The organism is Roseovarius maritimus (genome assembly GCF_043355895.2).
In the GTDB taxonomy this organism is placed as follows: Bacteria; Pseudomonadota; Alphaproteobacteria; order Rhodobacterales; family Rhodobacteraceae; genus Roseovarius; species Roseovarius maritimus.
Genome location: NZ_JBHFPF020000005.1, coordinates 59833 through 79244 on the forward strand (window position 1 = coordinate 59833; position 19412 = coordinate 79244).

Below are 19412 nucleotides of genomic sequence, written 5' to 3' on the forward strand. Positions count from 1 at the left end.
TCAGGCCCCTTCGACCAAAACAATCACGCTGTCGGCGGTGCGTCTGCGAATGTCGGCCACCGCCTGATAGGCGGGGTCGTCATAGGCGTTCCGGGCCGCAGCATAGCTGGGAAATTCGATGACCACATGGCGCTGATACGTCTCGCCCTCGGGCACCTCGGACTGGCCGCCACGAACAAGGAAACGTCCGCCATGCCGCTCGAGGATCGGCGTGTCACGCTCGACGTATTCGCGATACGCCTGCGGATCATTCACCGTGATATGTCCGATCAGATAGCCCTTGGGCATTCTTGTATGGTCCCTGTCTGGTGCGTGCGGCCCGTTCGATGCGGGCCGCACTTTATGAGGTGGTGAGAGGCTGGCGAACCAGCCTCGACCATTGGCTTATTGTGCCAGCCACGCCTGGAACTTGGCGTCGATGTCATCGCGGTAGTCAGCCCAGAACTCATAGTTGTAGAGGAACGTGTTCTTGGCGTTCTCTGGATCGGTCGGCATGTGGGGTGCCATGTCGATGCCCAGCTCGGCATGCTTGCCGACCAGTGGTGCCGACGACTTGCGTGCGGGGCCGTAGCTGATGTAGGCGGCCTGATCTGCCAGACGCTGCGTGTCGGTCGCGAACTTGAGGTAATCAAGCGCCGCGGCCTGACGCTCTTCGCTGAGGCCGGTCGGGATGATGAAGCCGTCGATGTCGAACACCTGAGCGTCCCACAGCATGGCAACGGGCTGGTCCTGCTCTTCGATCAGGCTGAACAGGCGACCGTTATAGGTCGATCCCATGACGACTTCGCCATCGGCCAGAAGCTGGGGCGTATCCGCGCCGGCCGACCACCAGACGACGCTGTCACGGATCGTGTCCAGCTTGTCCAGCGCCTGCTGCTGACCTTCGTCGGTCTCCAGCACGTCATAGACTTCGTCCTTGGCAACGCCGTCGCACAGCAGGGCCCATTCCATGTTGTTGATGGGGCGCTTTTCCAGCGAACGCTTGCCGGGATAGGCCTCGAGGTCGAAGACATCGCAGACATCATCCGGAGGCGTGTCGCCGACCAGATCGGTGCGATAGCCGAAGGTGGTCGAATAGACGATCGTCGGAACGTAGCAGTCAGATACCAGCAGATCGCCGAAATCGTCTTCGGCGGTCGAGCCGTCATCGCCGGGGGCCAGCATCTCGTTGAAGTCGATCTCCATCGCGAGACCTTCGTCGCACAGGCGGATCGCATCGGCGGCAACCACGTCGACCACGTCCCAGGTGATGTTGTCGGCTTCGTTCATTGCGCGCAGCTTGGCCACGGCCTCGTTCGAGCTGTCATCGTTGATGATCTGGATACCGGTCATTTCGGTATACGGCTCGTGGTAGGCTTTCTGCTGCGAGTTGCTGTAGGCGCCGCCCCAGCTGACGACGGTCAGCTCTTCGACTTCGGCCGTTGCCATGCCCGCGACGGCAGTCAGCGCAGTCGATGTCAGAAGTGTTTTGGTAAATTTCATTCTTTTTTCTCCCTAGTGAGGCCCGTTTCGTTCGGGTGAGGGGGTGGCGCGGGCCTGTCCACCGATCCCTCTGATCATCGGGCCGCGATGGCCGCGATATTCGTGTGGTCACGCATCCAGCGCGCGGCAATCCTGCGGCAGCCAGCCGATTTCCAGCTGTTCGCCCGGCTTTAGACGCTTCTGATCCGGCGCGTTGCGGGTCTTGACGATGAAATCGTCGCTGCCCGCCACCCGCAGGCGCGTACGGAAAATGTCGCCCATATAGACGAATTCCAGCACTTCTGCTTTCAGTGTATGAACACCCTGCTGCAGGCGCTTCTTGTCGAATTCCACGCGCTCGGGGCGGATCGAGACCTGCGTGCGCTCGCCCACCTTGCTTACGTTGACCGGGTGGCAATCGATCAACTCGCCATCATCCAGCTCCACAAGCGCGATGTCGCCCTTGATCTCCTTGACGACGCCCTGCAGCGTGTTGTTCTCGCCGATGAACTGCGCGACAAAGCTGTTTTCGGGCTGCTCATAAAGCACATCGGGCGCGGCAATCTGTTGAATCCGGCCATCATCGAATACAGCAACGCGGTCCGACATGGTCAGCGCCTCGGTTTGGTCATGGGTGACGTAAACCGTTGTAATACCCAGATTATGCGCAAGATGCGTGATCTCGAACTGCATCTTCTCGCGCAGCTGCTTGTCCAGCGCGCCCAGCGGCTCGTCCATCAGGACCAGCTCGGGTTCAAACACCAGCGCGCGCGCCAGCGCGACACGCTGCTGCTGCCCGCCCGAAAGCTGCGCGGGGCGGCGTCCGCCGAATTTCCCCATCTCGACCATGTCGAGCGCGCGCTTGACCTTCTTCTCGCGCTCGTCCTTGCCGATCTTGCGCACTTCCAGCGGAAAGCTGAGATTTTCGGCAATCGTCATATGCGGGAAAAGGGCGTAGTTCTGGAAGACCATGCCGATGCCCCGCTTGTGCGGCGGGATGTTGTTGATCGAGGTTCCGGCAAGGCGGATGTCGCCATGCGTTGCCGTCTCAAACCCGGCCAGCATCATCAGGCACGTCGTCTTGCCCGAGCCCGATGGCCCCAGCATCGTCAAGAATTCACCCTTGGGCACCTTGAGGTTCAGGTCCTTGACGACCAGCGTTTCCCCGTCATAGCTTTTCTGCACGCGTTCGAATTCAACGAACGCGTCGCTGGTCTGCGACTCGGCCAAATGAGTCTCCCCGTTGTTTATCGTTATCCGCGATCATTGCCGCGTTGGAGGGAGACTAAACCGTCAAACGCGAGACATTGCAACCGTGATGCGTCACTTTTGCCCCGATTTGCGGCGCGCGCCCTCTCGTGGTCAGAAATTGGGCAACCCGGACCGCGCCGCGCAGGAAAAAGGGGCGCCGCCATCCGGCGCGCCCCCTTGCCTCTTTTGATCCAAATTGCGGGACGTCAGCCCAGAACCTCTTTCACGGCTTGCGCAGTCTTGCTCACGATCTCGTCCGCCTCAGCGCGGCTGAGGCAGAAGGGCGGCGCGAACCCCAGGATATCGCCCTGCGGCATGGCCCGCCCGATGACACCGCGCGACGCCAGCGCGCTCGTGACGGTTGCGCCGACCTTCTCACCAGAGTCGAAGAAAGTGCGCGTACCGCGATCCTTCACGAACTCGACGGCGCACATCATCCCTTCGCCGCGGATGTCGCCCACATGGGGATGCTCGCCCAGCGCATCCTTCATGGACGCCAACAGGTAGCCGCCTGTCTCGCGGTTGTTCTCGATGAGGCCAAGCTCGTCCAACAGCTTGAGATTGGCCACGCCCGCCGCCGCCCCGATGGGATGCGCCGAATAGGTCCAGCCGTGGCCGATGGGCCCATTCTCGTCGGTTCCCTGCTCGAGCACCCGCCACATGCGATCCGACACGATGCTGCCCGAAAGGGGCGCATAGGCACTGGTCAGACCCTTGGCGATGGTCATCAGATCCGGCTTCATGCCGTAGTGGTCCGAGCCCATCATGCTGCCCGTGCGGCCAAAGCCGGTGACGACCTCGTCGGCGATCAGCAGGATATCGTGCTTGTCCAGAACCTTCTGGATCGCTTCCCAGTAGCCTGCGGGCGGTGGCACGAGGCCGCCGGTGCCCAGAACAGGCTCACCGATGAAGCCGGCGATGGTGTCGGCGCCATGCTGGGCGATCAGTTCTTCCAGCTTGTCCACGCAATGCTGCACGAACTGCGCCTCGGTCTGGTTTTGGTCCTGGCGCCGGAAGTAATAGGGCGCCTCGGTATGGATCACCTGCTCCAGCGGCAGATCGAACTTCTTGTGAAACAGCTCCAGCCCCGTCAGCGAGCCTGTCATAAGCCCCGAGCCGTGATAGCCGCGCCAGCGCGAGATGATCTTCTTCTTCTGCGGACGGCCGAGGATGTTGTTGTAGTACCAGAGCAGCTTGATGTTGGTCTCGTTCGCGTCACTGCCCGAGAGGCCAAAATAGACCTTGGACATGTGGTCGGGCGAGCGGTCCAGCACCATCTTGGCCAGCGTGATGCTCGCCTCGGTGCCGTGGCCGACATAGGCGTGGTAATAGGCCAGCTCATGCGCCTGTTTCGCGATCGCCTCGGCAATCTCGGTGCGGCCATAGCCGACGTTCACACAATAGAGGCCAGCAAAGGCATCAAGGTGCTTGTTCCCCTCGCGGTCCTCGATGTGGCAGCCCTTGGCACCGGTGATGATCCGGCTCTGCATCTCGCCGCGGGCAAATTGCGCCAGATGCGTCGAGGGGTGAAAGAAATTCTCGCGGTCCCATTCGGCCAGCTGATCGTTTCTGAGCATTGGGGGTCTCCTGATGAAATGAATGCGCGCACTCGCGTCCGCGTCTTGGGGCGCAAGGTGCCTGAAAGCGTGCAGGTTGTGTAACCGAAATTTCGGGGCGCCGCAGAAGATTCTTCTGCTACTCCCCGAGCAGCGCCGCAAATGGTGGCACCGGGCTGTCCTTGACCGTCTTGGTCACAACATAGGTAAAATAGCGCGCCAGCCCGATTCCGGCCTCCAACATATCATCCAGAAGCGCCTGATACCCCTCGATGTCGCGGGCCACGATATGCAGCAGATAGTCATACCCGCCGCCCAGCGCCCAGCAGCCCATCACCTGCTCATATCCTGCCATCGCCGCTTCGAAGCGGCGGAAATCGGCGGCCGTGTGGCCTGTCAACTCGGCCGTGACGAAAACCGACACATGCGGGCCCAACTTCCTCAGGGCGATGCGCGCATGAACCCCCTCGATCACGCCCGCCTCCTGCAGCTTGCGCACCCGCTCCCAACACGGGCTGGCCGAGAGGCCGGCAGCGGCGGCCAGATCAGCGTTGGTCATGCGGCCATTGCCCGCCAATGCGCGCAGGATGTCCAGATCGCGGGCGTCTAGGCGGATCATGAGGGGGCTCGCAGAGGAAAGGTCATGGGTCAGCTTTGGGCGCAGCAGACGGCGCCGTCAACGCACCCCTTGCGCAATCGCGCAAAAGCGCATGAGATGCGCGGCGCAAGCGATCACATGAAAGGCCCGGCACATGATCGAGAAGGACATCCCGTTCAGCACCGCTGAGTATCAGCGGCGACTGACCAAGACACGGCATGCGATGGAGGCCGCGAATATCGACGTGATGTTCTGCACCGATCCGTCCAACCAGAACTGGCTGACCGCCTATGACGGCTGGTCCTTCTACGTGCATCAGGGCGTGCTGGTCTTTCCCGATGCCGATCCAGCGTGGTGGGGCCGCAGTATGGATGCCAATGGCGGCGTGCGCACCGTCTGGATGGAGGACGCCCGCGTCTGGGGCTACGACGACAAATACATCCAGTCGACCGAGCGCCATCCGATGGAGGATCTGGCGAAGCGCCTGAAGGATCTGGGGCTTGGCTCGGCCCGGATCGGTGTCGAGATGGACAATTACTATTTCTCGGCCAAGGCGTATGAGGTGCTAAAAGCCGAGTTGCCGGATGTCACCTTCGTCGACGCGACCGCGCTGGTGAACTGGCAGCGCGCGGTGAAGTCGGACGAGGAAATCGCCGTGATGCGCAAGGCGGCTGGCATCACCGACAAGATCATCAATGGCCTGCGCGAGCGAGTCGAGCCGGGCATCCCCAAGAACGAGATCGTGGCCGAGATCCTGCGCGATGCCGTGCGCGGCATTCCCGGCGCATGGGGAGATTACCCGGCGATCATGCCGCTCCTGCCCTCGGGCAGCGAGGCGGGCGCGCCGCATCTGACATGGAATGGCCGGCCTTTCACCTCGGGCGAAGCGACCTTCTTTGAGGTGTCCGGTGTCTATCGCCGCTACCACGCTCCCTGCTGCCGCACGATGGTTCTGGGCAAGCCCACGGATGAGATGCGCCATGCCGAGGGCGCGCTTGTCGAAGGTCTGGGCGCCGGAATCGAGGCGGCGCGCGCGGGGGCCCGTGCCTGCGACATCGCCAATGCCCTCAACGGTGCGCTGGAAAAGGCCGGGATCGAGCGCGGCGCGCGCTGCGGCTATCCCATCGGTCTCAGCTATCCGCCTGACTGGGGCGAGCGCACGGTCAGCCTGCGCGCCAGTGATCAGACGGTGCTGGAGCCGGGGATGACCTTCCACTTCATGCCGGGTCTCTGGATGGACAGCTGGGGGATGGAGATCACCGAGACGATCCTGATCACCGAGGATGGCGCCGCCGAGCCGCTCTGCAGCCAACCGCGCGAGCTTTTCGTCAAGGATTAGACGCTAACCCAGGTAAATCTGACCCTTGGGATAGCGCACGCGTGGCACGCTGCGCGTCGCCAGGAAGAACCCGAGGGTCAGGGGGCCGACACGCCCGAGGAACATGATCAGCATGATGGCGATACGGCCCATCGTATCCAGCTCGCCCGTGGCGCCGCGGGACATTCCAACCGTGCCAAAAGCCGATGTCACCTCGAACGCCATGTCCAGAAAGTCGCCGTCATGTGAAATCGATGTGACGAAAATGCCGGTCAGGACGAGGATCAGGCTGACCGTGGTCAGTGCCAGCACCTTCAGCACCTCCTGCGGCCCAAGGCTGCGCCCGAAGACATGGAGCTCGGTCTGGCGGCGAAAGAACGCGATGGTGGCGATGACCAACACGATCAGCGTCGTTACCTTGATCCCTCCCGCCGTCGAGGTGCTCCCGCCGCCGATCAGCATCAGGGCCATTGTCATCAAGGTGGTGCTGTCATGCATCGCCGCCGTATCGACCGAGTTGAATCCCGCGGTGCGCGTCGTCACCGCCTGAAACCAACTGGCCCAGATGCGTGAGGCGGTGTCCGGCAGGCCGCCCAGCGTGCCGGAATTGGTCCATTCCAGCACCGCAAACATCGGCCATGAAAACCCGATCAGCGCCAGCGTGCCGACGATCATCAGCTTGCTGTGCAACGTGAGGCGCCGCCATGCGCGCACCTCGTAAAGATCCGCCAGCACGATAAAGCCCAGCCCTCCGATGATGAAAAGCGCCGGGATGACGATGTTGATCACCGGGTTTGCGACATAGCTCATCAGACTGTCGGAATAGAGCGCGAAACCGGCATTGTTGAAGGCCGAGATCGAGTGGAACAAGGCATGGCCGATCCCCTTGGCCCAGCCGAATTCAGGCACGAAGACAACGCTGAGCAGCGCCGCGCCGATCAGCTCGCAGAGCAGCGAGACAGTGATGATCACCCGCGCGATGTCGGTCAGGTCATGCAGCGCCTTCTGGTTCACCTCCTCGCGCAGGATCACGCGGTACGGCAGGCCGATGGGAATGCCCAGAAGGCTGAGCAGCATGACCGCGAACACCATCAGGCCAAGGCCCCCGAGCTGGATCAGGAGCGCGATCACCACATGCCCCAAGGGCGTAAACGCGCTGCCCGTATCGACAACGATCAGACCCGTCACGGTCACCGCTGAGGTCGAGGTAAAAAGCGCATCCCATGCGGACACTCCCCCGTAATTCGCGATCGGCAACCACAGGATGACCGCCCCCACCACGATGAAGACCAGATAGATCACCGCCAGCGTCGCAGGGGGCGCCAGGCGCCAGCTCGACCCCGATATGGCGCGCATTGGATGGCGTGGCATCAGAGGCTGGCCGCGAAGGCGCGCAGGTTCGACCGCTGCCCCAAAAGCAGCAGCAGATCATCCTTCTGCAACGTGCAGTCATCACCGTCACAGCCCAGCCATTCGGTGCCGCGCATCGCGCCGACGCAGCGCAAGTTGTATTCGCTGGCATATGGGATGTCGGTCAGCCGCTTGCCTTCAAGCGATTCGGGAATACGGAAATTGACCACGTTGAAGCCGTTGCCGAGGCTCACATAATCTCGCACCATCGGATTGTGCAGCACCTGCGCGATATGCTGGCCCACCTCCACCTCGGGGTGGATGATGCGATCGACCTTCATCTTGCTGAGGATGCGGTGATGCGTCTTGCTCATCGCCTTGGCCCAGACCGTCTCGACACCGATGGTTTTGAGGTTGATGGCGGCGAGGATGCTGGATTCCAGATCGTCCCCGATGGCGACCACTGCGACATCGCAATCGCCCGCGCCCGCCTCGCGCAGCGCCGCCTCTTCGCGGGCATCCACGATCAGGGCCTGACTCAGAACCTCGGCCTGAGCGTTCACCGCGCGCTCGTCATGATCCATGCCAATCACGTAATTGCCAAAGCGCATCAGCTCGCTTGCGACAGTCGCCCCGAAATTGCCAAGTCCGACCACTGCGAAGGCTGCTTGCCGATCCGTCTTCTTGCGTCTGTTCATGCCGTTCCCGCCCCTGAGCAACAGGGTGAAACGTATCTGGCAATGCCTGCGTTCCGCAACCGTGCCGTGCCCTTGGGCGAAAACGGGCGCGGCCTATTGGCCGCGCCCGCTTCAATGCAGTCTCGAAAAAGAAGCTCAGGCGGCCTTCATCTTGCCTTCGGCCTTCAGCTGCTCGTGCGCGAGGTCCAGCGCGATCCAAGCCCGCTCGACCAGCGTGTCGATCTCGGCGTCGGTGATGACCAGCGGCGGCGAGATGATCATTCGGTCGCCCACATGCCGCATCACCAGACCGTTCTGGAAGCAATGCTCGCGCGTGATCAGGCCTGCATCGCCCTCGTTGCCGGCAAACTTGGCGCGGCGCTCGGCATCGGGGGTCAGCACGATGGAACCCATCATGCCGATGCTGGACGCCTCGCCCACCAGGGGATGATCGGCGAGGGTGCCCCACTTCTTGGCCAGATAGGCGGCGGAATGGTCGGCCACGCGGTCGACGATGCCTTCCTCCTCGAGGATGCGAAGGTTTTCCAGCGCGACGGCGCAAGTCATCGGATGGCCCGAATAGGTGTAGCCATGCGCGAATTCGCAGTTGTTGATGACCTCGGCCACCTCGTCGCAGACGATCGAGCCGCCGATGGGCGCATAGCCGCTGCTGAGGCCCTTGGCGACGGTCATGATATCCGGGCGGATACCCAGCGTCTCGCTGCCGAACCACGCGCCGGTGCGCCCAAAGCCGCAGATCACCTCGTCGGCGATCAACAGGATCTCGTGCTCGTCGCAGATGCGCTGAATCTCGGGCCAGTAGGTGCTGGGCGGAATGATGACGCCGCCGGCGCCCTGAATCGGTTCGGCGATGAAGGCCGCGACGCGGTCCTCGCCCAGCTCCTCGATCTTTTTCTCCAGCTGGCGTGCGCGCTCCAGTCCGAACTCCTCGGGGGACATGTCGCCGCCCTCGGCCCACCAATGCGGCTGATCGATATGGCAGATGTCGGGGATCGGCAGACCGCCCTGCTCGTGCATGAAGGACATGCCGCCTAGGCTGCCGCTGCCCATGCTCGATCCGTGATAGGCGTTCTTGCGGCTGATGATGACCTTCTTATCGGGCTTGCCCTTTTGCGCCCAGTAGGTGCGCACCATTCGGATATTCGTGTCATTCGCCTCGGAACCCGAGCCAGCGTAGAACACGTGATTCAGATCGCCCGGCGCCAGCTGGGCCAGCTTGTTTGCCAGCGCGATGGCCGGGACATGCGAGGTCTGGAAGAACGTGTTGTAGTAAGGCAGCTCGCGCATCTGGCGGGCGGCGGCATCAGCCATCTCACCCCGGCCATAGCCGATGTTCACGCACCAAAGGCCCGCCATCGCGTCCAGATAATCATTGCCGTCCGTATCCGTCAGCGTCACGCCATTGGCCCGTGCGATGATGCGTGCGCCCTTTTCCTTCAGTTCACCCGCATGGGTGAAAGGATGCATGTGATGAGCGGCGTCCAGCGCCTGAAGTTCCGACGTGGGCGGGTGGTTGGCGATCATGTTCATGTGCTGGCCTTTCACGGTTTGAAATGGGGTGGAAACGGGCGCATGGCGCTATGACGTCCAAAATATGATCAAATTATTCTTTGTCAATCGAATCACTTAACACCTGCGCCTTCCCGCCGGGCAGCCTCGTCCAGCGACGCGCGCAGCTGATCCATGCCCTGACGCACATCCGCCTCAATGGCGCGCGCGGCCGCCTCAGGGTCATTCGCGGTCATCGCGGTCAGCAGATCCTTGTGATTGTCGGGCAGGTTCTGTGTGCCCAGCCGCCCGCACAGCACCCGCATGGCCGGCCCGAAACGCAGCCACAGCCCCTCGGCCAGATCGGCCAGGATAGGCGAATCGGCCAGGTTGTAGAGATAGAGATGAAATTGGTGATTGAGGTGCAGATAGGCCCGCAGATCGCCCTGCCGAATCGCGCCATCCAGCGCACCGTCGATATTTGTCATCGCGGCTACGTCGGATGCATTCGCACGCGCCGCCGCGCGGCGCGTCAGGTAAGGGTCAAGCCACTCGCGCGCGACAATGATCTCGCTGATGTCATTCGCGCTCAGTTGCGGCACGCTGACCCGGCGATTGCCCTGAAATTCCAGCGCGCCTTGGGAAATCAGGCGGCGGATCGCCTCCCGCACAGGGGTCATTCCGGCATTGAGCCGCGTCGTCAGACCTTGAATCGTAACCGCCTGACCCGGCGTCAGGTCACCGTAAAGAACCATCTCGCGCAGACGTAGATAGACCTGCGCATGAGCCGGCAACCCCGCGTCATCGCTGCTGAATTTCTGGGCGAAGTGATGCATCGCGCGCCTGGCTCCGATCGATTGCAATGTCCGAGGTTGCGAGTTTAGCGGCCCCGTGGAAACATTACCATATTGCCATAAGCGGAAAAACTTGATCAAATTCGCGGCAGCGGTGGCATGATCACCGAACCAACGGGAGAAGAAAATGAAGAAGACCATTCTGACCACGACAGCCGCAATCGCGCTGACGGCCACGAACGCGATGGCCCAGGAAGTGCGCGTCTACAACTGGTCCGACTATATTGACGAGGCTTTGCTGGACAAATTCGAGCAGGAGACCGGCCTCGACCTGATCTATGACGTCTTCGACAGCAACGAGGTTCTGGAAACCAAGATGCTGGCAGGCGGATCGGGCTATGACGTCGTCGTGCCCTCGGGCACGTTCCTGCAGCGCCAGGTCAGCGCCGGCGCCTTTCAAAAGCTCGACCCGTCCAAGCTACCCAACCTCGAAAACATGTGGGAGCTGATCGAGAATCGCACCATCCGGTACGACCCCGAGAACGCATACTCGATCAACTACATGTGGGGCACGACCGGCATTGGCATCAATGTCGACAAGGTCAAGGAAGCGCTGGGCGAGGATGCTCCGGTCGGCTCGCTCGACCTGATCTTCAAGCCCGAGAACATGGAAAAACTGGCCGAGTGCGGCGTGCATTTCCTCGATGCCCCGACCGAGATGATCCCCGCCTCACTGGCGTGGCTGGGCGAGGATCCCGACAGCCATGAGCCCGACGTGATCGCCAAGACCGAAGAGGTTCTGTCCGCCGTTCGGCCCTATGTGCAGAAATTCCACAGCTCGGAATATATCAACGCGCTGGCCAACGGCGACATCTGCGTCGCCTTCGGCTGGTCCGGCGACATCCTGCAGGCCCGCGACCGCGCCGTCGAGGCGGACAACGGCGTCACCATCGCCTACAACGCACCCAGCGAAGGCGCGCTGATGTGGTTCGACCAGATGGCCATCCCGATCGATGCGCCCAATCCCGACGGCGCGCACAAGTTCCTGAACTTCATCATGGACCCCGAGAACATCGCCGCTGCGTCGAATTACGTCTATTACGCCAACGGCAACAAGGCGAGCCAAGAGTATCTCGTCGAGGATGTGATCGGCGATCCGGCCGTCTATCCCGATGAAGCGACGCTGGAAAATCTCTACATCACGACGCCCTACCCGGCCAAGGTGCAGCGAAAGGTCACGCGGCTCTGGACCGCCGTGAAATCCGGCACCTGACTTCGGACACCGGCCTGCGCAAGACCCTCTTGCGCAGGCCTTTCCGTCACCCCAGACCGGGAGCACCGATGAGCCAGACCGTTTTCGAGCCGTGGAACGATCCGCAGGCCAAACCGCTGATTCAGTTCAAGAACGTCACCAAGCGTTTCGGCGAGTTCACCGCCATTGACGACCAGACATTCGACATTTACGAGCGCGAGTTCTTCGCACTGCTGGGCCCCTCGGGCTGCGGCAAGACGACCATGATGCGCATGCTGGCAGGTTTTGAAAAGCCAACCGAGGGCACGATCCTGCTGGCCGGTCAGGACATGGCCCCAATCCCGCCGAACAAGCGCGCGGTCAACATGATGTTCCAGTCCTACGCACTCTTTCCGCACCTGTCGGTCTGGGACAACATCGCCTTCGGCCTCAAGCGCGACAGGAAACCCAAGGAAGAGATCGCCGACCGCGTCGCACAGATGCTGAAGCTGACCCGGCTGGAGAAATTCGCCAAGCGCAAGCCGCACCAGATTTCGGGTGGCCAGCGTCAGCGCGTCGCCCTTGCCCGAAGCCTTGCCAAGGCGCCCAAGCTGCTCCTGCTGGACGAGCCTCTGGGCGCGCTGGATGCCAAGCTGCGTCAGGACACCCAGTTCGAGTTGGTGGACATCCAGGAAAAGACCGGCACGACTTTCGTCATCGTGACCCATGACCAGGAGGAGGCGATGACTGTCGCCAGCCGCGTGGCCGTCATGGACGATGGCAAGATCATGCAGGCCGACACGCCAGCCAATATCTACGAGGCGCCCAACTCGGTCTATGTTGCCGATTTCATCGGGGACGTGACCATCATCGGGGGCCGCGCCACCAAGAACGGCAATGGCTACGACATCGCCTTCGCCGAGGGCCAGCCGACGCTACACGCCGAGTCGGACAAGCAGTTCCAAAACGGGCAGACCTGCCATCTGGCCATCCGCCCTGAAAAGGTGGCCATCACCGCCGAGAAGCCTGACACGCGCAACGCCCTCAAGGGCGAAATCATGGACATCGCCTATCTGGGCAACCTGTCGACCTACCATGTCAGGCTGGAGAACGGGCAGATCATCAAGGCACAGACGGCAAACACCCGCCGCCTGTCGCGCCGCAGCTTCACCTGGGAGGATACCGTCTGGCTCAGCTGGACCGACACTGCCGGTGTCCTGTTGGAGGGCTGAGCGATGCGCCGCACCCTTCTGATCATCATCCCGTATCTATGGCTCCTCGCGCTCTTCCTCGTGCCGTTCCTGATCGTGCTGAAAATCAGCCTCAGCGACATCGCGCTCGCCATACCGCCCTATACCCCGACGCTGGATTTCAGCGAGGGTTGGGCCGGGATCAAGGCATTCTTTGCCGGGCTCGATCTCGAGAATTTCGAGTTTCTGACCACCGATGACCTTTACTGGAAGGCCTATCTGTCCTCGCTCCAGATCGCATTCATCGCCACCTTCCTGACGCTGCTCGTCGGCTATCCCATTGCCTACGGCATGGCCAGCGCGCCGGATCACTGGCGCCCGACGCTGATGATGCTGGTGATCCTGCCCTTCTGGACCAGCTTCCTGATCCGGGTCTATTCCTGGGTCGGTATCCTGTCGAATGAAGGGTACCTCAATCAGCTTCTGCTCAGCATCGGGATCATCTCCGAGCCGCTGACGATCCTCAACACCAATGTCGCGGTCTATATCGGCATCGTCTACACCTACCTGCCCTTCATGATCCTGCCCATCTACGCCGCGCTCGAGCGGATGGACGGCTCGCTGCTGGAAGCCGCCGAGGATCTGGGTTGCAGTCGCATCACCGCCTTCTGGCTGGTCACCTTTCCGTTGTCCAAGAACGGCATCATCGCGGGCTGCTTCCTTGTCTTCATCCCCACTATCGGCGAGTTCGTGATTCCCTCGCTGCTGGGCGGGTCAAAAACGCTGATGATCGGCAAGGTTCTGTGGGAGGAATTCTTCAACAACCGCGATTGGCCGGTTGCCAGCGCGGTGGCGGTAATCCTGCTGATCATCCTGATCATCCCGATCATCCTCTTCCAGCGGAACGAGCAAAAGCAGCGGGAGGCCGAAGGATGAGGCGCGTCACATGGTTCAACGCGACGTCCCTGACATTGGGTTTCGCCTTTCTATATCTGCCGATGGTGATCCTGATCATCTACAGCTTCAACGACAGCAAACTGGTGACAGTCTGGGCGGGCTTCTCGACCAAATGGTATGGCGAGCTGGTGCGCAACGAGGCGTTTCTGGACGCCGCATGGGTCACGATCAAGGTCGCGGTCATATCGTCCTCCATCGCCACCGTGCTCGGCACCATGGCCGCCATTGTTCTGGTGCGGGCAGGCCGGTTTTCGGGCCGCACGCTCTTTTCCGGCATGATCTACGCCCCGCTCGTCATGCCCGAGGTCATCACCGGCCTCTCGCTGCTCCTGCTCTTCATCGGGCTCAACATCGACCGGGGGGTAATGACCATCGTGCTGGCACATACGACCTTCTCGATGTGCTACGTGTCCGTCGTCGTCTCGTCGCGCCTCGTCAGTTTCGACCAATCGCTGGAGGAGGCGGCGCTGGATCTCGGCTGCTCGCAAATGCAGGCGTTCTTCCTCGTGACCCTGCCCATCATCGCGCCGGCGGTCATCTCGGGCTGGCTTCTGGCCTTTACGCTCAGCCTCGATGATCTGGTGATCGCCAGCTTTACCGCCGGCCCCTCCTCCACCACCCTGCCGATCAAGATCTGGTCGTCGATCCGCCTCGGGCTCAGCCCCGAGATCAACGCGCTCTCGACCCTGATGATCGCCGTCGTGGCGATCGGTGTCATCACCGCCTCGCTGGTCAGCAAGCGCAGCAGCCTGAAACGTCAGGCGGACGAGCGCGCGGCGGGAACATGAGACGCATCTATCCCCCCCACGCCTATGGCGAGGCCCCGCGCGCCGCATGCTACTGGCCGGTTACCACCGAAGGCGAGGCGAACCCGCCCGCGCGCGGCACCCTGACGGCGGATGTCGCCATCATCGGGGCGGGGTTCACCGGCCTCTCGGCCGCTCTGCATCTGGCCGAGGCTGGCGCGGACGTGATCGTGCTGGAGGCACAGGATGTCGGCTGGGGCGCATCGGGGCGCAATGGCGGCTTTTGCTGCCTCGGCGGCTCGGCCGCCAGCGACAAGGCACTGACGCGCCAATTCGGCGAAGAGGCGCGGCGCGAGTTTCGCATGACCGAGCGCCGCGCGGTCGAACTGGCTGCGAGCCTGATGGATCGCCACAGGATGAAGGTGGATCGCCACTCGCAGGGCGAGACGGTGATGGCCCACACGCCCGCCGCCTATGACAGCTTCGAGGCGCGCGCCGAGGAGGTCGAGCGGGATTACGGCGTCACACCGACCCTCATCCCGCCGCATGAACAGGCACAAAACGGCATGTCAGGGCCGTTTCACGGGGCGATGACGACCCCCATCGGCTTTGCCCTCAACCCGATGAAGTATATCCAGGAGCTGGCCAGCGCCGCTCGCGTCGCCGGCGTGCGTATCCGCGCCCACAGCCCCGTGCGCCAAATCGAGCAAGGGGCCAATTTCAACCTGCAGACGCCCGAAGCCCGCATCCAGGCGCACCGCCTGATCGTGGCCACCAATGGCTATAGCTCGGACGATCTGCCGGACTGGATGAAGGGCCGCTATCTGCCGACGCAGTCCAACGTGCTGGTCACCCGCCAGATGACCGAGGACGAACTTGCCGAACAAGGCTGGACCACACGGCAGGCCTGTTACGATGACAGGTTTTTCCTGCACTATTTTCGCCTAATGCCGAACAACCGGATGCTGTTCGGAATGCGGGGTGGCCTTTTCAGCGCGCCATGGGCCGACGAGCGGATGCACAGCAATATCCGCCAGCATTTCGAGAAAATGTTCCCCGCATGGGCCCATGTCGAAACACCGCATAGCTGGCACGGCCTGCTCAGCATCTCGCGCGATCTGACCCCTTATGTCGGCCCAATCGACACCATGCCCGGCGCCTTCACAGCGATGTCCTATCACGGCAACGGCGTGGCGATGGCCACCTATGCGGGCGCCCTTCTGGCGGATCTCGCACAGGATCGTGCCCCGCAGAACCTATATCCACAGATCATGAAAAGCCCGCCCAAACGCTGGCCCTTGGGCCGGTTCAGGCGGGCTTGGTTCTGGCCGGTTTACGGTGCGATGTGGGCGACGGGGGCCTGAAGCGTTAGCTCATCACCATGATCGCCTTGGCGTTGATGAATTCTTTCATGCCAAAGCCACCATGCTCGCGCCCATATCCGGCGTCCTTCACGCCGCCGAAGGGCATATTGGGCGTCGCCATGCCAAACCCGTTGATAAACACCATGCCAGTGTCGAATTCCTCAGCAGCCAGCTTGATTGCCGCTTCGGTGTCTTGCGACAGGATACCACCACCAAGGCCGTAGCGGCTGTCATTGGCGATGCGCATGGCGTCCTTGTCATCCTTGGCGCGGAGCAAGGACGCGACCGGGCCAAAAAGCTCGTCATCATAGGCGGGCTGGCCCGGCTTGACGTCGGCGAGGACAGTGGCGGGGTAGAAATACCCCTTGCCCTCGGGCTTCTGCCCTCCGCAAAGAACAGTCGCGCCATTCGCAACGCTTTTCTCCACCTGCTCATGCAGATCGTCGCGCAGATCCTCGCGCGCCATCGGACCGATATCGCTGGCATCATCCGTCGGATCGCCGGCCTTCAGCGCCTTCATCCGCTCGGCACAGGCATCGCGAAAGGCATCATAGCGAGACTCGACGACGACAAACCGCTTGGCCGCCACGCAAGTCTCGCCGTTATTGTAGATACGGCCAGTGACGCATGTTTCGACAGCCGTTTCCAGATCGGCATCAGACAGGACGAGGTAGGCGTCATTCGATCCCAGCTCGAGTACGGACTTCTTGAGCGCCTTGCCCGCTTTCTCGCCCACATGGCTGCCGGCGCCGGGGCTGCCCGTCAGGGTCACGCCGCGTACCTTTTCATGCGCGATCACCTCGTCCGACTGATCGTGGCTGATGACGAGCGCGGTAAACAGGCTCTCCGGCAGGCCCGCATCACGATAGATTTCTTCCAGCATCAGGCCCGATCCGGTCACATTCGCCGCGTGCTTGAGCAGCACGCCATTGCCGGCCATCAGGTTGGCAATCGAATAGCGGACCACCTGGTAAGCCGGGAAGTTCCAGGGCTGGATGCCGTAGATCACGCCCAAGGGTGAGTGAACCTGCTTGCCGCGCTTGCCATTGGCAATCTCGCGGTCCTCATCGGCCAGCTCCTTGGGCCCGTTCTCGGCAGTATAGTCACAGATCGCCGCGCAGAGATCCACTTCCTGCCGCGAATACTCCAGCAGTTTGCCCATCTCTTGGGTCATCAGCTTGGCCAGCTCTTCCTTGCCGTCGCGCAGGCCTTGGCCAACGGCCTTGAGGACCTCGCCGCGCTCGGAATGGCTCTTCTTGCGCCAGCCAAGGAATGCCTCGTGGCACGCCTCGATTTTGGCGGTCATCTCGTCATTGCTGATATGGCTGTAGGACTGGATCGTGTCGCCCGTGGTGGGATTTATGGTTTGAAACGTATTGGTCATGTCGGCCTCGCGTTGATGTGCATTTGCACTCAAAACACACTGCTGTCCGCTGATATTCCATCACCCTTGCGGCGTGCGCAGCGCGCGGGCGCGTCCCCGCTTGAGGCCCAGATGATGCTCGCGCAGGATGATGGCGATGCCCGCGGCCGCGATCAGCGCGGCACCGATCAGCATCGGGCCGGTCGGCACCTCGTCAAAGATGACATACCCGATGACCAGCGCGAACAGCATCGAGGCATAATCGAACGGCGCCACGACACTGGCATCGGCATAGCGGTAGGAGAGCGTGAGGAAAATTTGCGCCGCGCCGCCGATCAGACCCGCCAAGACCAGCTGCCCGGCCAGCCAACCCGAGGGCATTACCCAGCCGAACGGCATGGTCAGCGCCGAGAGGGCCGTGGCCGTGACCGAGAAGTAAAAGGCGATGGCGGCGGGATGTTCCGTCTGCACCAGCTTGCGAATCGTGATCTGCGCAATCGCGGCGAAGGTCGCTCCAACCAGAACCACAACCGCCCCGATCACCTCGCTCGCGGCCACGGGCGCGCCGCCAAGAACGCTCAGCTTCGGCGCAAGGATGATCAGCACACCGATCAGGCCGATGCACACCGCGCTGATACGAAAGACGCCGACCTTCTCGCCCAGAAACAAGGCCGCGAAGATCACGATCAGAAGGGACGAGGTATAGCTCAACGCCGTGACCTCGGGCAGCGGCAAAAGGGCCAGCCCGGCAAACATCATCGCCATGGCCAATGTTCCGGCCACACCCCGGCGCACATGGCCCCAAACAGAGGCCACGCGCAGCCCGGTCGACAATTGTCCCAGCATCAGCAGCCAGATCACCGTCACCGGCATTGCAAAGAATGAGCGAAAGAATACGGCCTCACCCGGCGGGACATCAACCGATGCGGCCTTGATCAGCGCGGACATGATGATGAAGAGAACGACCGCGCATAGTTTCAGCGTGATCGCCTTGACCGGCTGCATGGGCATGGCTCCTTTGACGGGCCATGAATGCGCCCGGCCCAAGGCGAGGTCAAGGGCCGGGCGCGGCATATAGTCCGCGCCTTTAGCTGCGCGGCAAAACCCAGTCCGCGCGCGGGAAATGGCAGGTATAGCCGTTGGGCACCCGCTGCAGGTAATCCTGATGCTCGGGCTCGGCCTGCCAGAAATCACCGACAGGCTCGACCTCGGTCACGACCTTGCCGGGCCATTTGCCGCTGGCCTCGACATCCCTGATCGTGCGCCGCGCCTCGAGCTTCTGCGCGTCATCAACGTAGTAGATTGCCGACCGATAGCTGATGCCTATGTCATTGCCTTGACGGTTCAAAGTCGTCGGATCATGGATCTGGAAAAACAGCTCAAGAATTTCACGATAGCTGATCTTGGAAGGGTCGAAGATGATCTCGATCGCCTCAGCATGAGTGCCGTGATCGCGGTAGGTGGCATTGGGCACATCACCCCCCGTATAGCCCACCCGGGTCGAGATCACACCATCACGCTTGCGGATAAGCTCTTCCATTCCCCAGAAACATCCACCGGCCAGAACCGCGCGCTCTTCGCTCATGCCACATCCTCCACTTGGTCCATATATTCGCCATAGCCTTCTGCCTCCATCTCGCCTTTGGGGACGAAGCGCAGCGAGGCCGAATTGATGCAATACCGCAGCCCGCCCCGGTCCTGCGGCCCATCGGGAAAGACATGGCCCAGATGACTGTCACCATGGGCACTGCGCACCTCGACCCGGCGCATGCCAAGGCTGTCATCTTGCAACTCGGCCACATGCGCAGGCTCGATCGGCTTGGTAAAGCTGGGCCAGCCGCATCCGCTTTCAAACTTGTCCGAAGAGGCAAAGAGCGGCTCGCCCGACACGATATCGACATAGATACCGGGCGCCTTGTTGCTCAGGTACTTTCCCGTACCGGGCCGCTCGGTGCCGCTTTGCTGCGTCACATGATATTCTTCCGGTGTCAGACGCGCGATGGCATCCGGGTCCTTGGTATAGCGGGTCATGAAATGCTCCCTCTCA

At 61.9% G+C, this 19412-nt stretch carries 19 protein-coding genes; 6 read left to right on the forward strand and 13 right to left on the reverse strand.

Annotated features, from left to right (window positions below; all coding sequences use genetic code 11):
* The 5 genes from ACEWPM_RS11170 to ACEWPM_RS11190 all read right to left on the reverse strand — a co-directional run bounded on the left by ACEWPM_RS11170 (position 1) and on the right by ACEWPM_RS11190 (position 4884).
* On the reverse strand, positions 1 to 288 hold the full coding sequence (locus ACEWPM_RS11170; RefSeq protein WP_393962376.1) for a DUF1330 domain-containing protein: 288 nt from the start codon (positions 286 to 288) through the stop codon (positions 1 to 3).
* A gap of 96 nt (positions 289 to 384) precedes the next feature.
* Complete coding sequence (locus ACEWPM_RS11175; protein WP_393962375.1) at positions 385 to 1482, reverse strand: extracellular solute-binding protein; 1098 nt, start codon at positions 1480 to 1482, stop codon at positions 385 to 387.
* A gap of 108 nt (positions 1483 to 1590) precedes the next feature.
* The gene (locus ACEWPM_RS11180; RefSeq protein ID WP_393962374.1) at positions 1591 to 2691 is read right to left on the reverse strand and encodes an ABC transporter ATP-binding protein; all 1101 of its coding nucleotides are present in this window, start codon (positions 2689 to 2691) and stop codon (positions 1591 to 1593) included.
* Positions 2692 to 2918: 227 nt separating this feature from the next.
* Complete coding sequence (locus ACEWPM_RS11185; protein ID WP_393962373.1) at positions 2919 to 4289, reverse strand: aspartate aminotransferase family protein; 1371 nt, start codon at positions 4287 to 4289, stop codon at positions 2919 to 2921.
* 118 nt (positions 4290 to 4407) lie between these two features.
* Positions 4408 to 4884, reverse strand: a complete 477-nt coding sequence (locus ACEWPM_RS11190) for an Lrp/AsnC family transcriptional regulator (protein WP_393962438.1) — start codon at positions 4882 to 4884, stop codon at positions 4408 to 4410.
* Positions 4885 to 5020: 136 nt separating this feature from the next.
* Here ACEWPM_RS11190 and ACEWPM_RS11195 point away from each other — a divergent pair, with 136 nt between their 5' ends.
* Positions 5021 to 6205 carry a M24 family metallopeptidase gene (locus tag ACEWPM_RS11195; protein WP_393962372.1) on the forward strand — a complete coding sequence of 395 codons (1185 nt, stop codon included), beginning with the start codon at positions 5021 to 5023 and terminating at the stop codon, positions 6203 to 6205.
* A 3-nt stretch (positions 6206 to 6208) separates the two neighbouring features.
* Here the strand turns inward: ACEWPM_RS11195 and ACEWPM_RS11200 are convergent, their stop codons facing one another.
* The 4 genes from ACEWPM_RS11200 to ACEWPM_RS11215 all read right to left on the reverse strand — a co-directional run bounded on the left by ACEWPM_RS11200 (position 6209) and on the right by ACEWPM_RS11215 (position 10556).
* Positions 6209 to 7555 carry a TrkH family potassium uptake protein gene (locus ACEWPM_RS11200; protein ID WP_393962371.1) on the reverse strand — a complete coding sequence of 449 codons (1347 nt, stop codon included), beginning with the start codon at positions 7553 to 7555 and terminating at the stop codon, positions 6209 to 6211.
* The gene (locus ACEWPM_RS11205; RefSeq protein WP_393962370.1) at positions 7555 to 8232 is read right to left on the reverse strand and encodes a potassium channel family protein; all 678 of its coding nucleotides are present in this window, start codon (positions 8230 to 8232) and stop codon (positions 7555 to 7557) included. The genes ACEWPM_RS11200 and ACEWPM_RS11205 overlap by 1 nt, the downstream gene beginning before the upstream one ends.
* Positions 8233 to 8367: 135 nt before the next feature.
* Positions 8368 to 9762 (reverse strand): aspartate aminotransferase family protein, encoded by a 1395-nt coding sequence (locus ACEWPM_RS11210; RefSeq protein WP_393962369.1) that lies wholly within the window; start codon positions 9760 to 9762, stop codon positions 8368 to 8370.
* Positions 9763 to 9854: 92 nt separating this feature from the next.
* Positions 9855 to 10556 carry a GntR family transcriptional regulator gene (locus tag ACEWPM_RS11215; protein WP_393962368.1) on the reverse strand — a complete coding sequence of 234 codons (702 nt, stop codon included), beginning with the start codon at positions 10554 to 10556 and terminating at the stop codon, positions 9855 to 9857.
* A gap of 145 nt (positions 10557 to 10701) precedes the next feature.
* On the opposite strand from ACEWPM_RS11215, the gene ACEWPM_RS11220 reads away from it, so the two are divergent.
* From ACEWPM_RS11220 to ACEWPM_RS11240, 5 genes are all read left to right on the forward strand, one after another.
* Positions 10702 to 11787, forward strand: a complete 1086-nt coding sequence (locus ACEWPM_RS11220; protein WP_393962367.1) for a polyamine ABC transporter substrate-binding protein — start codon at positions 10702 to 10704, stop codon at positions 11785 to 11787.
* A 68-nt stretch (positions 11788 to 11855) separates the two neighbouring features.
* On the forward strand, positions 11856 to 12977 hold the full coding sequence (locus ACEWPM_RS11225; RefSeq protein WP_393962366.1) for an ABC transporter ATP-binding protein: 1122 nt from the start codon (positions 11856 to 11858) through the stop codon (positions 12975 to 12977).
* A gap of 3 nt (positions 12978 to 12980) precedes the next feature.
* Positions 12981 to 13871 carry an ABC transporter permease subunit gene (locus ACEWPM_RS11230; RefSeq protein WP_393962365.1) on the forward strand — a complete coding sequence of 297 codons (891 nt, stop codon included), beginning with the start codon at positions 12981 to 12983 and terminating at the stop codon, positions 13869 to 13871.
* Positions 13868 to 14680 carry an ABC transporter permease gene (locus ACEWPM_RS11235; RefSeq protein ID WP_393962364.1) on the forward strand — a complete coding sequence of 271 codons (813 nt, stop codon included), beginning with the start codon at positions 13868 to 13870 and terminating at the stop codon, positions 14678 to 14680. Before ACEWPM_RS11230 ends, ACEWPM_RS11235 begins: the two co-directional genes overlap by 4 nt.
* Positions 14677 to 16002, forward strand: coding sequence for an NAD(P)/FAD-dependent oxidoreductase (locus ACEWPM_RS11240; RefSeq protein ID WP_393962363.1), 1326 nt, complete (start codon positions 14677 to 14679; stop codon positions 16000 to 16002). The genes ACEWPM_RS11235 and ACEWPM_RS11240 overlap by 4 nt, the downstream gene beginning before the upstream one ends.
* A 4-nt stretch (positions 16003 to 16006) precedes the next feature.
* Here ACEWPM_RS11240 and ACEWPM_RS11245 read toward each other — a convergent pair whose 3' ends face one another.
* From ACEWPM_RS11245 to msrB, 4 genes are all read right to left on the reverse strand, one after another.
* Positions 16007 to 17386, reverse strand: a complete 1380-nt coding sequence (locus ACEWPM_RS11245) for an NAD-dependent succinate-semialdehyde dehydrogenase (RefSeq protein WP_393962362.1) — start codon at positions 17384 to 17386, stop codon at positions 16007 to 16009.
* Positions 17387 to 17446: 60 nt separating this feature from the next.
* On the reverse strand, positions 17447 to 18370 hold the full coding sequence (locus ACEWPM_RS11250) for a DMT family transporter (protein WP_393962361.1): 924 nt from the start codon (positions 18368 to 18370) through the stop codon (positions 17447 to 17449).
* An 82-nt stretch (positions 18371 to 18452) separates the two neighbouring features.
* Complete coding sequence (msrA, locus tag ACEWPM_RS11255; RefSeq protein ID WP_393962360.1) at positions 18453 to 18950, reverse strand: peptide-methionine (S)-S-oxide reductase MsrA; 498 nt, start codon at positions 18948 to 18950, stop codon at positions 18453 to 18455.
* On the reverse strand, positions 18947 to 19396 hold the full coding sequence (msrB, locus tag ACEWPM_RS11260) for a peptide-methionine (R)-S-oxide reductase MsrB (protein ID WP_393962359.1): 450 nt from the start codon (positions 19394 to 19396) through the stop codon (positions 18947 to 18949). The genes msrA and msrB overlap by 4 nt, the downstream gene beginning before the upstream one ends.
* Between the last annotated feature and the right edge of the window lie 16 nt (positions 19397 to 19412).